This is a genomic window from Nocardia cerradoensis NBRC 101014 (assembly GCF_000308535.1).
GTDB lineage: Bacteria > Actinomycetota > Actinomycetes > Mycobacteriales > Mycobacteriaceae > Nocardia > Nocardia cerradoensis.
Genome location: NZ_BAFW01000383.1, coordinates 1 through 13,958, shown reverse-complemented (window position 1 = coordinate 13,958; position 13,958 = coordinate 1). Strand labels below are relative to the sequence as shown.

8 protein-coding genes are annotated in these 13,958 nt (G+C 66.5%); 5 read left to right on the top strand and 3 right to left on the bottom strand.

All coding sequences use genetic code 11. The annotated features are described in order from the left end of the window. Positions 1 to 92: 92 nt before the first annotated feature. Positions 93 to 1,148, top strand: coding sequence for an alpha/beta hydrolase (locus tag ON23_RS33660; protein ID WP_063821397.1), 1,056 nt, complete (start codon positions 93 to 95; stop codon positions 1,146 to 1,148). A gap of 228 nt (positions 1,149 to 1,376) precedes the next feature. Here the strand turns inward: ON23_RS33660 and ON23_RS33655 are convergent, their stop codons facing one another. Continuing rightward, positions 1,377 to 2,066, bottom strand: a complete 690-nt coding sequence (locus tag ON23_RS33655; protein WP_039783590.1) for a hypothetical protein — start codon at positions 2,064 to 2,066, stop codon at positions 1,377 to 1,379. Between the two features lie 618 nt (positions 2,067 to 2,684). On the opposite strand from ON23_RS33655, the gene ON23_RS33650 reads away from it, so the two are divergent. Beyond that, positions 2,685 to 4,853 (top strand): acyltransferase family protein, encoded by a 2,169-nt coding sequence (locus ON23_RS33650; protein WP_086007053.1) that lies wholly within the window; start codon positions 2,685 to 2,687, stop codon positions 4,851 to 4,853. Between the two features lie 58 nt (positions 4,854 to 4,911). Here the strand turns inward: ON23_RS33650 and ON23_RS33645 are convergent, their stop codons facing one another. Together ON23_RS33645 and ON23_RS33640 are read right to left on the bottom strand one after the other, a co-directional pair. Continuing rightward, on the bottom strand, positions 4,912 to 5,835 hold the full coding sequence (locus ON23_RS33645) for a CE1 family esterase (protein ID WP_051043719.1): 924 nt from the start codon (positions 5,833 to 5,835) through the stop codon (positions 4,912 to 4,914). Positions 5,836 to 6,039: 204 nt separating this feature from the next. Further along, a complete protein-coding gene (locus tag ON23_RS33640) occupies positions 6,040 to 6,315 on the bottom strand; it encodes a GlsB/YeaQ/YmgE family stress response membrane protein (protein WP_039783587.1) in 276 nt (91 codons plus the stop codon). 293 nt (positions 6,316 to 6,608) lie between these two features. Between ON23_RS33640 and ON23_RS33635 the strand changes: the two genes are divergently transcribed. From ON23_RS33635 to ON23_RS33625, 3 genes are all read left to right on the top strand, one after another. Then, entirely contained in the window at positions 6,609 to 6,878 is a 270-nt protein-coding gene (locus ON23_RS33635; protein WP_157170369.1) for a hypothetical protein, read from the top strand. 1,726 nt (positions 6,879 to 8,604) lie between these two features. After that, positions 8,605 to 9,360: a class I SAM-dependent methyltransferase gene (locus ON23_RS37310; protein WP_083904405.1), complete on the top strand. Its 756-nt coding sequence runs from the start codon at positions 8,605 to 8,607 to the stop codon at positions 9,358 to 9,360. Positions 9,361 to 9,624: 264 nt separating this feature from the next. Continuing rightward, positions 9,625 to 13,958 (top strand): non-ribosomal peptide synthetase (locus tag ON23_RS33625; protein WP_157170368.1); only part of this gene is annotated, 4,334 nt, incomplete at its 3' end.

Genomic DNA, 13,958 nt, shown 5'->3' with positions numbered 1-13,958 from the left:
CGGCGGTCCATGATGATGTGGTCCGCGCCTCGGCGCGAGACGGTGCGAAAAAGCTGTCTACACGTGGCGTCGACAAGCAAGGATGGAACGCCGTGAGAGCAAGCTTCAGGATCCTGACGACCGCGATACAGGCAGCGGGCGCTCGCGCACTGTCGATGCCCTCGGCCTGGTGGTCGCTGTTGGCGCTCGAGCGCCCCGTCGTCGACGGTCAGCGACTCTCCCCGCGCCTGCACGTGTTGGCCACCCTCGGAAAACGTGAACTGCTCGCCCGACGGCCCCCCTCCCCGGCGACTCGCGCCCGCTTCGATGTCCTGACACGCATCGCCGGCGGCGTCGACCACACCGATGTCGCTGTCACCACCATCCAGCTGAGCGGTCCGGCCGGCCCGCTCAGCGCGCGACTGTACGAACCCACAGAACTGCGACGACCGTGCGGCCTGCTGGTGTACGTGCACGGCGGTGGCTGGCATCTGGGTAGTGCCGCCGGTTTCGACGCACCCGCCCGACTCCTGGCCACGCGCGCCCGGGTGAAAGTGCTGTCGGTCGACTACCGGCTCGCGCCCGAACATCCTTTCCCCGCGGCATTCGACGATGTCCTCGCTGCGTACCGATTCGCTGTCGATCACGCACCGGACTGGAATGTCGACAGGACCCGGATCGCGATCGGCGGCGACAGCGCCGGCGGCAATCTGGCAGCGGCAACTGCCCTGCATCTCGGTGCGGACTCTCGATACCGACCGGCACTGGCAGTGTTGCTGTATCCGGTGGTCGACACCAGCATGGCCGGCTACCGATCCAGCGACCTGTTCACCGTCCCGCTGGACCGCGGCTGCGTCGAACGAGCCCTGGCTTGGTACGCCCCCGACCCGCACACCGCCCTCGACCCCCGCGTGTGCGTGCTGCACGCGCCGAATGTGAACCACATGCCCGCCACTCACATCGCCACCGCCGGAATGGACGTCCTGCGCGACCAAGGCGAAGCACTGGCCCATCGACTCGACGATCTCGCCGTACCGGTATCGCTCGAACGCTACGACAACCTGCCGCACGGATTCGCCACCATGCTCGCGGATCCCGACGCACGCGCCGCCACCGAAGACATCGCCGATACCGTCCACGCACGAATAGGCGAGCCTCAGCGCCACTGAACAGAGAAGTATCGACCTCACGGCAGTAACCGAGCATCCACACGCAGGACAGGCGAAGTCGGGAGCCGAGTAGCGGGCCGCCGCAGGTCTGAATCGCCGAGCTCCTTCACCCGATCTCAGCAGCCGAGCGGCTCGAAAAGTCTTCCCCCACAGCGATTTACGCGGTCATCTCAGTTCCCCAAAGGTAGAGGACCCGGCCGCTACCGCTTGCGCATCTCTGCACCCAGGTCAGGCTCCAGCGGATCCGCTGGAGCCCATATCTGCGGATCCGCTGGACCCCATGTCCGCGGACCCGCTCGAGCCTCCGCCGGAATTGCACCCGCCGACGGTGACGGACTTCGGCACCAGCTGGCCGTAGGTCTCGGTTTGCGGGCCCAGGTACACGCGATAGCGCAGTGTGTATGTCCCGTCGGTGGTGGTGGGAGGGGCCGGATCGACGGTCCGGAGGTCGAACGTGACGGTCGTGGTGAAAGGTGTTGACAGGGCGGATGGATTGAAGTTCGTGTACGGAGCTTGATAGCGGTCCGCTGCAGGGAAATCGGCCGGGAGTGCGCCACGTATGGAGCCGGGCGAATCGTCCGGGCTCGGCGGCGTGTAGCGCGCGACCGGCTTCTTGGCCCCGGGCACGAACCGCCACGGGGACGGCAGCGGGTCGGGCCAGCCGCTCGGCAGAGGTTCCGCGTCCGGTGGGGCCCAGGGCTGGTCCTCCTGGGAGAACCAATAGTCCAGGGTGTACCAGTTGTGCGCGTTCGTGTAATTGTCGATCTTGAACGTCACCTGGCATTTTCGATTGTCGGCCGAGGCACTGATATGCACACCCGCACCTGCCGGCGGATCGGCGGCGACGCTCGGTAACGCGGCGACTGCCGCCCCCACGGCAGCCGCGAGGACGATTCCGAAATGAGCGAGCCGCGCCATATGACCTCTCCTCGAACCGATCGGATTACCTGCCCTGTCGCCGGGCGACGTTTCCATCGACGCGAACACGGTGGCATCACCCGCCGCGGGTGAATGCGACAAGGGTCCGGATCGGTTCGGAATGACGAAAAGCCCTGTCCGACCGTCGTAATCGGGCGCGAGAATCCAACTCGCGAGTGTCCACGCCGGCCGGCACCCCCATCGTGCATAGATCACCCGGTTCGGGTGATGCGATGCCCCGACGAGCAGGCAAATCTGGTAGCCGCACGTATCCGTTGCGGAGGCGACCATGGCGGGTAAGTACTGGCTGGGAGCCGATTCCGGAATCACTCATGCCGGTGTTCGGCGACGCCGCAGCACGACTGGAAGCGCTGATCCGATAAGCACATCGAGCATGGTTCTCGTTCACCGCCATTGGCCCGGCCACGCGGATTCGCTCTTACCGCAGAGACTTTCGGTGAAACGCTCGAGCTAATCCCACACCGGGCCGAGAGAATTCCGCGAGACAAAAACCGCCGAATTCGACCATAAGTAGCACATCCGGCACGGCGAATTCGTCGGGCGCGGAATCGGCACGTCGTCGCGTCATGAGCGCGTCGATCAATCACAATGCTGCACATGACGGACACGGCCGTGAGCGGGTTGGTAAATCGGCAGGCAGACCGGGTTCACCATGCACCGCGGCCCGGGGAGGGATTTCGGCCCGATATCGAGGGACTGCGAGCGGTCGCTGTCGTGGCGGTCGTGCTGTTCCATGCGGGAATTCCGGGTATCAGCGGTGGATTTGTCGGTGTGGACGTCTTTTTCGTGATTTCCGGATTTCTGATCACCGGCATACTGTGGCGGGAGGTGAGGGCCGGCGGCACCATCGGGCTGGCGCGATTCTACGGCGCACGGGCTCGCCGGCTGCTGCCCGCGGCGGGCATCGTGGTGGTAGCCACCGCGATCGGCGCGGCGGTGCTGCTGCCGCCGCTGCAGGCGCGCCAGGTCCTCGGCGACGGGATCGCCAGCGCGTTGTATGTCGGGAACAATCGGCTCGCCCTGCACGGCACCGACTACCTCGCGGCGAGCGAGCCGCCGTCGCCGTTCGAGCACTTCTGGTCACTCGGCGTGGAGGAACAGTTCTATCTGGTGTGGCCGGTGCTCATCGTCGCGTCGGCGTGGGTCCTCCGGCGCCGACGCACCGGATCGGCGGGGCCACTTCCCTACCTGATCATTCTTGCGGTTGTCGCCGCGCTCTCGTTCACGATCTCCCTGATCTGGACCGGCACACTGCCGCCGTGGGCGTTCTTTTCGCTGCCCGCCCGGGCGTGGGAGCTGGCCGCCGGCGGCCTGGTGGCGCTCTCGGTTGTCGTGTGGTCCCGGTTGCCGCACGCGGTGGCCGCGCCGGCCGGATGGATCGGTCTGGTTCTGGTCGTCGTCGCCTGCACCCACCTCGACGGCAGGACACCCTATCCCGGCAGCGCGGCCCTGATACCCGTCGCGGGCACCACTCTGATGATCGTATCCGGTTGCGCCGGGCCACGTTTCGGGGTCGGCCGACTGCTGACCCGCGGTCCGGTACGGGCGATCGGCGGCGTGTCCTACACCTGGTACCTGTGGCATTGGCCGGTGTTGCTGCTGGCACCGCACATGCTGGGCCACCCGCTCGGGCGAGTCGGGGCAATCGGTGCGCTCATGATGGCCGGCGGGCTGGCCCTGCTCACACAGTGGACGATCGAGAACCCGGTCCGCTTCGCGGCGCCGTTGCGGAACTCGGCCATGCGCAGCCTCGCCTGCGGCTTCGCCTGTACCGCGCTGGCCACCAGTGCGGCATTCGTCCTTCTCATGCTCGTCCCCGCCCCGATCGGGCGCGGCACGGCGGCACCGTCGCTGGTACTTTCGACGCCCCGCGACTCGACCGCGCCTGCCGCCGACCCCCGTGACGAGGCCGTCCGGCAGCTGATGGCGCAGGCGCAATCCGCTGTCACCGCTTCGGCCGAAATCCGTGCTGTCCCATCGAATCTCACCCCCTCGCTGGACAACGCGCCCGGCGACAAGGCCGACGTGTTCACCAACGGCTGTGTGCGTTCGTGGCGCGAGGTCGGGCAGGCCGAGTGCGCCTCGGGTGATCCGGACTCGCCCACCACGGTGGCCTTGGTGGGCGATTCACATGCGGCGATGTGGAATCCAGCGCTCGAACCCATCGCCGAGGCGCGGCACTGGCGGCTGGAAACGATGGCGAAGGTCACCTGCCCACTGCTGGACCTGCCGATCACGAGCCCGTACTTGGACCGCGAGTACACCGAATGCGAGCAGTGGCGCGGCCAGGTAGTGAACCGGCTGCGCAACGAACACCCGCGATTGATCGTGGTCGGCATGTCCCGGCGCTACGGCGGCGATTTCGGCTTCGTCTCCTACGATCGGGCCTGGGTGGACAGCCTGGCCCGCTTGGTTTCCGAGCTGCGCGCGATCGGTTCGGCGGTTCTCGTTCTCGGCCCGATCCCCGATCCCCACGCCACGGTGCCGACGTGCCTGTCCGAACACCTCGACGATGCCACCGCATGCGCACCCGCGCGCCCGGCCGGGGTGAACGACGCCGGTGTCTCGGCCGAGCAGGCCGCGGCCACGGCCGGTGGCGGCGAGTACGCCGATCTCACCCCGATGTTCTGCACTGCCGGCCGCTGCCCCGTCATCGTCGGCAATACTCTGGTGTTCCGCGACGACAATCACCTCACCGTCAGCTACGCCCAGATTCTCGGACCCGCGATCGGCGCCCTCATCGACCGCACCCTCGCCCACGGATGACGGGCACCGGAATCCCACTGCGGCGTCGCTCCGCCAGGGCAGTGTGCCCGCTCGGTCGTTACGGGAGTGTGGTGGCGAACATGAAGTTCCACAGTCGATCTCGCAGGTCCTCGCCGGCCGCACCGGACGGCCACTGGTGCAACTGACCGTTCTCCACCCGGTACTGCACGGAGGTCCCGCTGCGGCACGGTCCGTAGCCGGCCGTCGTGCCGAAGGCGTCGCTGGATTGGGCCGGACGGACGGGGCAACCATCGCGATTCACCCACGCGCCGACGTTGGCCACGCCGGCCGGCGGATCGGAGATCGGGTCGATCTGTCCCTGGGCGATCTCGACGGAGATCGGTCGAGCCGGTGTGCAGGGCGACGGAGGACTGGGAATCAGCAGGGTGGGGTTGGGAAGGGTGGGATCTCCTCCCTCCCAGGAGGTTACGTCCGCGAAGACGTCGGAGGCGTCGCATGCCAACCGCTGCGACATGATGCCGCCGTCGGACCACCCGCTGCTGTATACGCGCCCGGAGTCGATGCACCAATTCGCCTCGATGTCGGCGACGACCGCGCGCAGGAACTGGACGTCGATCGAGCCCTGCTGGAATTGCCAATCGTTGCCCACCAGACCGTTACCGGGATCCAGCGGCAGATTGTTGGCGTTGCCCTGCGGGTAGGCGACGATGAAGTGGTGCGCGGCCGCGTAGGGAGTCCAGCCCGAGACCTGCTCGAAATCTGCTGCGTTACTGGCGTTCCCATGCTCGGCGAGCAGCAGCGGCACCGAGTGTCCGGCCAAGCCGGCGGGAACGTTGAGCCGATAGATTCTGTTACCGATCGTCCGTACGACGGTGCCGGCTGTCGGTGCCAGGCTGCATTGCGCCGCGGTGGGGCGCACTGGGCTGCGATCAACGTGCGCCACCTGCGCGATCTGCAATGACGCGACGACTGCGGCGATGGCGGCCACGGCCGCGGCGAGGTGAATTGCGATAGCGCGCATACTTTCCCATCATCGAGACGGCGATGGGCAGCAGCCTACTGTGACCGTGGTTTTCCATAGTGGTAAACGGTCGAATCGGTTCTCCTCGGCCCGCGCGCGAAGGTGGACACAATGCTGGGCTCGGAGGCTACGACGGCCTCCGAGCCCAGCATTGCGCCCCTTACATCACAGCCGGTTCGCGTGCGATCCCGGGGCGAGGCGCCCTTATCGGAGTGCGCGGCCGCGGCCGGTGACCAAACCGACCAGGAACAACAAGACCACCGCGCCACCGAGGCAGGTGAAGAAGCTGAACCACAATCCGCCACCCTCGACATCGACGCCGAACAGTTTCAGCAGGAAGCCGCCGATGAAGCCGCCGATCACGCCGACCACAATGTTGAGCAGAATGCCCTGCTGAGCATCAGTTTTCATGATCTTGCTGGCCAGCCAGCCCGCCAATCCACCGATGATGATCCAACCGATAATTCCCAGACCCAGCATCGTATCTCCTCTTTCGAACGTCGAAACGCTCTGCATCCGAGCGTGCTCGACGCCGATATACCCCGCATCCCGCCGACCAACCAACCGACATCGAAGACACCAAACACTCTGTGTGACAGCCCACTTCGCGCGCAGCGATAGACCTTGTTCGGCTCGACAGCCCCTCCGGTACCGGACGCGCATCGCTCGGTGGCAGCGCATCGAACCCGTCCCGGGTCGGAGGTTTCGACAGTCTGTCCGCGTCTATGCCGCAGAGACAGGCGCCTTCGACGATGGTGAGCGAGGAGGACTGCATGAAACTCGATGGCGCCCACGGGCAGCTGATCTTCTCGATCTGCGTCGGCTTGCTGGGCATCGCTGTGATCGCGGCTTGTATCTCTCACGGTCTGAGGGAAATCCGCAGGGCGCGAGGACAATACGCCACCGACACGGCCATCGATGATTACACGGACGCGGGTACCGAGCCTGCTTTCACCACGAGACGGGATCGACATTCCCGTCCGGAGTTTCGCGCGGCAGGAGCAGACAACCCGCACGACGCGGCGTTCCCGGGGCTGCGGTAGCCGAACGAGCGGTGATCCCGGAATTGCCGGCCGCCGCTCCCCCGGGAAGGCCGGACTGCCGGCCGCTGCCGCGACACACCAGCAACGTCGGTAACGTGGAGAGGGCGGGCGGCAGGGGCGAACAGCATCGAAGGGGCGGCCGGGTTCGAACAGGGTCTTATCGCGGCGTCTGCCGGCCGCCGGAAATTGCTTCGACAAATTGAACCTGGTACACCCGCTGTTTCGTGCTTGCTGGATAAGGCGAAGGATAGGCGGGCAAGCTTCTCACCAACGAGCACAACGGCGAGTTGCGGCAGGGAGTGCCATGAGCAAGCTCGGACAACAAGCCATCGTCTGCGGTGCGAGTATGAGCGGGCTATTAGCCGCCCGGGTGCTGTCGGACTTTTACGAGCAGGTCACACTCGTCGAGCGGGACCCGCTGCCGGACGGTCCTGAGCAGCGTCGAGGTGTGCCCCAGGCGCGGCATTTCCATGCGCTGCTGAGTACGGGATCGAATGTCCTGGGCCAGCTGTTTCCCGGCCTGCTCGAGGAACTCGTCAGCGCAGGCGCGAATGTTCTCGCCAACGAGCCGTCGCGTGTCTATGTCCGGCTGGGCCGGCACGAACTCGGCGGTTCGGACAAATACGCCGACCCCGCATCGCTGGTCGTCTATCAACCCAGCCGGCCATTCTTGGACTCCCATGTCAGGCGGCGAGTCCGCGCCATCGACAACGTGAAAGTCCTGGACAGCCATGGTGTCGTCGCGCCGATGACCGACCGGGCCCGCCGCGTCACGGGCGCGCGGGTGGTCAACCGCCACACAGGTGAGGAAACCGGGCTGACTGCCGAGCTGGTGGTCGATGCGATGGGCCGCTCCGCGCACACCCCGGTTTTTCTCGACAACCTCGGCTGCGAGCGACCGATCGAGCAGCGTTACCCGGTGCATCTGAGTTACGCCAGCCAATTTCTGCGGGTTCCGCCCGACATGGTCGGCGACAAATTGGGCTTCTCGATCAGCCCGCTGCCCGAGCGACCGGTCGGGGTGGTGGCCGTGGCCTACGAGCACGACACCTGGATCCTGACCTTGTTCGGCGTGGATGGGCACAAACTTCCCCATGATCTGTCCGGTGTCATCGACTGCGCCGCGCAATTCGCGCCGCCTTCGCTGATCGCCGCGCTGCGGTCCGCCGAGCCGCTCGGCTCGATGTCCGCGCAGCATTACCCGGCCAGCACATGGAGACGCTACGACAAGATGCGTCAATTTCCAGCGGGGCTGCTGGTGATGGGCGATGCGATCTGCAGCTTCAACCCGGTCTATATGCAGGGCATGACCATGGCCGCACTGCAGGCCGTGGCGCTGCGAAACTGCTTGACCGAGCGCGACGCCGACTTGAGCCGGCGATTCTTCAAGGCGACCGCCAAGCAGATCGGCCCCGTGTGGCGGGGGAATCGGTTCACCGATTTCACCGTGTCCCAGGGAGATGGCTGGCGCCGGGTGCCGAGACGCCTGCTGAACTGGCCCATCGACAAGGCGCAGGAAGCCGCCGCGAACGATCCGGCGGTCGCCGAAGCGGTGCTTCGTGTGATGCATTTCGTCGACCCACCCGCCCGGCTCGCGCGGCCCTCGTTCCTGAGGCGGCTGGTCGCGGCCAACCGCCGAGCCGGAACGGCGACGAAACGGCGGAACGGTGGCGGTGCGCAGAGCAGGGGGAACGAGAGGGCCACCGGAGTCTTCGACATCGACCGCATGCCGCGTGGTGGTCCGGATGCGTCGTGGCTGGACCGGCGGTTGCAGACCGATCGGCTGGAGTACCTCGACCGTGACGACGTCGATGCTCGCAAGCGCAGCATAATCCGTTCTCTGGAACGCGGCGAAAGGGCTTTCGGGATACATCGCAGGCTCGCGCGCATCGTGCTCGACGAGGTCGCCGACGTGCGCGATCCGAAGATCCTCGAACTCGGGTCCGGCCACGGTGGGCTGTCGCGGGCGCTGCTGACGATGCATCCTACCGCGCACGTCACGGTCACCGACATCGAGCCCGCATCCGTCGCCGCCATCGCCGCCGGTGACCTGGGCAGTCATCCACGGGCCACCGTGCGCGAGATGGATGCCACCGCCATCGACGCACCCGACGGGGCCTACGACCTCGCCGTGTTCGCGCTGTCCCTGCACCATCTACCACCGCCGCCGGCCGCCCGAGTGTTCGCGGAAGGCACCCGCGCCGCCGATAAACTGCTGATCATCGACTTGTCGCGCGCGCCTTCGTTGCTGCACCTCGTCATGGTGGCGTTGGCACTGCCGTTGACGATCATTCCGTACTGGCACGACGCGTTGATCAGCTCATTGCGCGCCTACAGCCCGTCGGCGCTGCGTGCGCTGGCCCGCTACGCAGACCCGTCGATCACCCTCGAACTGCGCAGGCAGCCGCCCGTTCTGCCCGGAAGCCCGCAGATCGCGGTGGCCGGTTCTGCCCGCAAGCCCAGATCCGGTCCTGACTTCTGATGTCTTCCAATCCCGTTCGGCGTAGGGTGCTCGTGAGGCCACATCGTAGGTGGCTCCCTGCGAGCGTCCACGGCAGCTCCTCAGATGACAGGAGTACGGACGCGTGGACATTCGATTGAACCGATCGGCATCGACGCCCGTGACCACGAGCATGGGCGCAGTGTGTGTCATCGCCATCACCACCACAGCCGACCCGAGATCACTTGATCGGTCGTCGGGTTGCCGGGATTTGAAGCCTCGAGGACATACGAGGAATTCGTCATCATGCTCAACTACGGTGCTCAACTGGAGGTACTCGGGCCGTTAACCGCCGCTCAAAGGTCGATATGGGCTGCCCAACAACTCCGGCCCGAAGTCCCTTACAACGTGGCCGCTTTCCTGACGATCGATCACGATGTCGACGCCGAAAGGCTCATGCTCGCGTGCGAATCGGCGGCAACCCGGTTCGGCACACCCTGCGCGCGGCTGTCCCTCGACGACGGCGAACCGGTCTTCACCGTCGACCGCTCGTTTCCGCAAACCCTCCGTTGTATCGATCTGCGCGCCGAGCGCGACCCGGAATCCGCCGCTCGCGACTGGATGGACGACGACTACCGCCGGCCGATCGATCTGGCCCGTGACCGACTCACCGACTTCGCACTGCTGCGCATCACCGGCGATCTGTCGTACTTCTACCTGCGCACACACCACCTTCTCTTGGACGGGTACGGCGCCGACAATCTGATGCGGCACATCGCGGCCGTCTACTCGGGAGCAGCGCCCGTTACCGGCGAAGTCGACTTCTCCGAGTTCGACCTGATCCGCAGCGCGGATCGGAAGTATCAGCAGTCTTCGCGCAGTCGAGACGATGCCGAGTACTGGAAAACCGTTGTGCGTGAACCTCTCGACATCACCGACCTGGGCGGTACGCGCAGGCCGGTGGCCCCACGCCACCCGCTGATACGGGAACTGATGTGCCCGCGTCGAGTCGAGGAGAACCGGCATCTCCGCTTCGATGTCGCAAGGATTGTCGCGACCGTAGCCGTGTTCATCGCGAAAACCACAGGGCAGCACCATGTCTCGTTGTCACTGCCGGTTTCGGCACGGACGACCGCGGCGCTGAAACGATGTACGGGCATGGTGTCGAACATGGTGCCGCTGCTCATCGATGTCCATGACGACGACACCATCGGTGTACTGAGCGATCGGGTGGCCGAGGCCATGATCGGTGCGTTGCGGCATCAACAGTTCCGGCGCTGGCCGGACCTGATCGCCCAGGCGACCCGGCCCGATATGAACATCGAATTCGGCCCGGCGATCAACATTCTCGACTTCGCCGCCCCGCTTCAATTCGGGCCTTCCGAAGTGACCTACAACGTATTGACCACCTATCCCATACAAGATTGCGCAATCAACATTTATCCGCGGCTGGGTGACGGCGCGCCGCGAATTCAGTTCACGTGGAATCCGGATCGATACGACTCCGACGACATCGCCAGGCACATAACCCGGCTGGAAATGCTGTTCGACCGCCTTCTGGTGGCGGATTCGTCGGTGCCGGTGGGAGCGGTCTCGCTGCTGGCTACCGGTGAACGCGATCTGGTGTTGTCGGAGTGGTCCGGTGCGCGAGTGGCAGCGCCGGTCGGGTTGGCGCCGCAGTTGCTGGCCGCGGCGGTGGCGGCCTGCCCGGACGCGCCGGCGGTCGTCGACGGCGCCCGGGAGGTGTCGTATCGCGAGCTCGACCAGTGGTCGACGAGGTTGGCGCGGGTACTGATCGAGGCGGGCGTGGGTCCGGAGTGCGCGGTGGGCGTGGCGATGGCTCGCTGCGTGGAGTTGGTCGTGGCGTGGTGGGCGGTGGCCAAAGCCGGCGGAGTGTATGTGCCACTGGACCAGGCCCACCCGGTCGAGCGGATCACCACGGTGCTGGACGCGGTGGGGGCGGTATGCGTGGTCGCTTGCGGGTCGGACGCGGTGGCCGGTGCCGCGGCGCGTCCGGTCGTGCGCGTCGACGCTCGGGATGTGTCCGAGCGGTCCGCGGAGCCGATCACCGACGCCGATCGGCGGGCCGGGCTGCGAGTGGACAACACCGCGTATGTGATGTTCACCTCGGGATCGACCGGTGTCCCCAAGGGGGTGGCGGTCAGTCACGCCGGGCTGTTGGGCCTGGCCGCGGCGCAACGGGCGATGCTCGGATTGGACGCGGATGCGCGGATTTCGATGGTGGCCGCGCCGACCTTCGATGCGTCGATCTTCGACATGCTGTGGGCGGTCGGGTCGGCCGCGGCGCTGGTGGTGGCACCGCCGCAGGTGTATGCCGGGGAGGCGTTGACCGCGTTCCTGGAGGACCAGCGGGTCAGCGCGGCGGTGCTGACCCCGACCGTGCTGTCGTCGCTGGATCCGACCCGGCTCGACCGGGTGGGCACGGTGATCACCACCGGTGAGGCCTGCCCGGGGGAGTTGGTGGCCGTCTGGGCGCCGGGACGGCGGATGTTCAACGGCTACGGCCCCAGCGAGACCACCATCGGTGCCACCCTCGCGTCGTTGTCGGCCGGGCAGCCGGTCGGCATCGGCATCCCGATGCCGGGGATATGCGCGCTGGTCCTCGACGCGCGGCTGAACCCGACCCCGGTCGGAGTGGTGGGCGAGCTGTATCTGGGCGGGCCCGCGCTGGCGCGCGGCTATGTGGGCCGGATGGGGTTGACCGCGGAACGGTTCGTGGCCGATCCCTATGGAGAGGCCGGGGCGCGGATGTATCGCACCGGCGACCTGGTGCGCTGGACCTCCACCGGAACCCTGGATTATCTGGGCCGCGCCGACACTCAGATCAAGCTGCGCGGACAGCGGATCGAACTGGGCGAGATCGAGAACACGCTGCTGGCCTGCCCGCAGGTCAGCCGGGCCGCCGCGACCATGCACCGGAGCACGAACGGCGCCCACCTCATCGCCTACGTCATCCTCGACCACACCACCACCGCCGACGCCGAGATCGTCGAACAGTGGCGGCACATGAACGACGAGTTGTACGACGCCGAGGTGGCGGCGTCGGGGTTCGGCATGGATTTCCGGGGCTGGAACAGCAGCTATACCGATGATCCGATTCCGCTCGAGGAGATGATGGAGTGGCGTTCGGCCACCGTGGATCGGATCCTCGCCCTGCAGCCGCGCCGAGTGTTGGAGATCGGTGTCGGCTCCGGGCTGGTGCTGTCGCAGCTCGCCCCTCACTGTGAGCACTATGTCGCCACCGACGTGTCGGCGGTGGCGATCGACAATCTCGCGCACTCGCTCGAGCAGAGGCAGCTCCCGTGGCGTGACCGAGTCCAGTTGCTGACCCAGCCGGCTCACGTCACCGAGGCACTGCCGCTGGGCGATTTCGACACGATCATTCTCAACTCGATCATCCAGTACTTCCCCAACCGGGATTACCTGACCGAGGTCACCGACGCCGCCCTGGATCTGCTGGCCCCCGGTGGGGCGATATTCATCGGCGACGTCCGTAACCACACCCTGCAGGGCGCGTTCCACACCGCGGTCACGCTGGCCCGCACCGCCACCACCGACGCCGCCGAGATCCGCCGGCGAGTCCAGCTCGCCGTCCTCGGCGAACCCGAATTGCTTGTGGCCCCAGAGTTCTTCACCAGCTGGGCCGCCGGCCATCAGTCGGTGGCCGGACTCGACATTCAGGTCAAACGGGGCGCAGCCGACAACGAACTCAACCGGTACCGGTACGACGTCATCGTCCACACAACGCCGACGCCGGTCCGCTCACTGGCCACGGCACCCACTCGGACATGGACCGGACTCGCTGGACTGCGCGGGCTGCAGACGCAGCTGATCTCCGAACATCCCGCCACCGTACGCATTACCGACATCCCCCGCACCGGACTGATCGCCGATGTCCTCATCGAACGCGCGCTCGCCGATGGGCTGTCGCGAGCCGACGCACTCGCGAAAGCCGACGTCATCTCCGACACCGCTACCCCCGAACAACTGCATCGGATAGGCGAAATCACCGGATATCAGGTCGCCGTCACCTGGGGCTCCCGCCCCGGCACCCTCGATGCCGTTTTCATCGTCTCTTCCGCCCCTCACCGCCGGCCCGCCCCACGACTGACCGACCTCTACCTGCCCGCCACCGGAGATCGTCGAATCACCGTCCACGCCAACGACCCTCACACCGACCTCGAAATCGCCGCCATTCGTCGGCGGTTGAGCGCGTGGTTGCCCGATTACATGGTGCCGGCGCAGATCGTGGTGCTCGACGAGTTCCCGCTGACCTCCTCGGGAAAGATCGACCGTCAGGCCTTGCCGGCACCGATGTTTGCCGCCGCGCCTTTCCGGGCGCCACAGACGGGGGCCGAAAAGATCATCGCCGAGGCGTTCGCGGAGGTATTGGGTCGAGACCGAGCGGGACTCGATGACGATTTCTTCGCCCTGGGTGGAAACTCGTTGACTGCTACAAGGGTGAGCGCGCGGCTGCAGCTCGCGCTGGGCAGGGAAGTGCCGGTGCGGTATCTGTTCGACGCGTCCACGGTCGAGGGTCTCGCCGACTACCTGAACCGGCATCGTGGCGGCCCCGCTCAGTCGCCGCTGCAGGTTATGCCGCGCCCGGAGCGGGTTCC

Bases quoted from the DNA above. Each gene is read 5' to 3' on its own strand.
- ON23_RS33655 (WP_039783590.1), bottom strand. From the start codon at position 2,066: ATGGCGCGGCTCGCTCATTTCGGAATCGTCCTCGCGGCTGCCGTGGGG.
- ON23_RS33650 (WP_086007053.1), top strand. From the start codon at position 2,685: ATGACGGACACGGCCGTGAGCGGGTTGGTAAATCGGCAGGCAGACCGG.
- ON23_RS33645 (WP_051043719.1), bottom strand. From the start codon at position 5,835: ATGCGCGCTATCGCAATTCACCTCGCCGCGGCCGTGGCCGCCATCGCC.
- ON23_RS33640 (WP_039783587.1), bottom strand. From the start codon at position 6,315: ATGCTGGGTCTGGGAATTATCGGTTGGATCATCATCGGTGGATTGGCG.
- ON23_RS33635 (WP_157170369.1), top strand. From the start codon at position 6,609: ATGAAACTCGATGGCGCCCACGGGCAGCTGATCTTCTCGATCTGCGTC.
- ON23_RS37310 (WP_083904405.1), top strand. From the start codon at position 8,605: ATGCCGCGTGGTGGTCCGGATGCGTCGTGGCTGGACCGGCGGTTGCAG.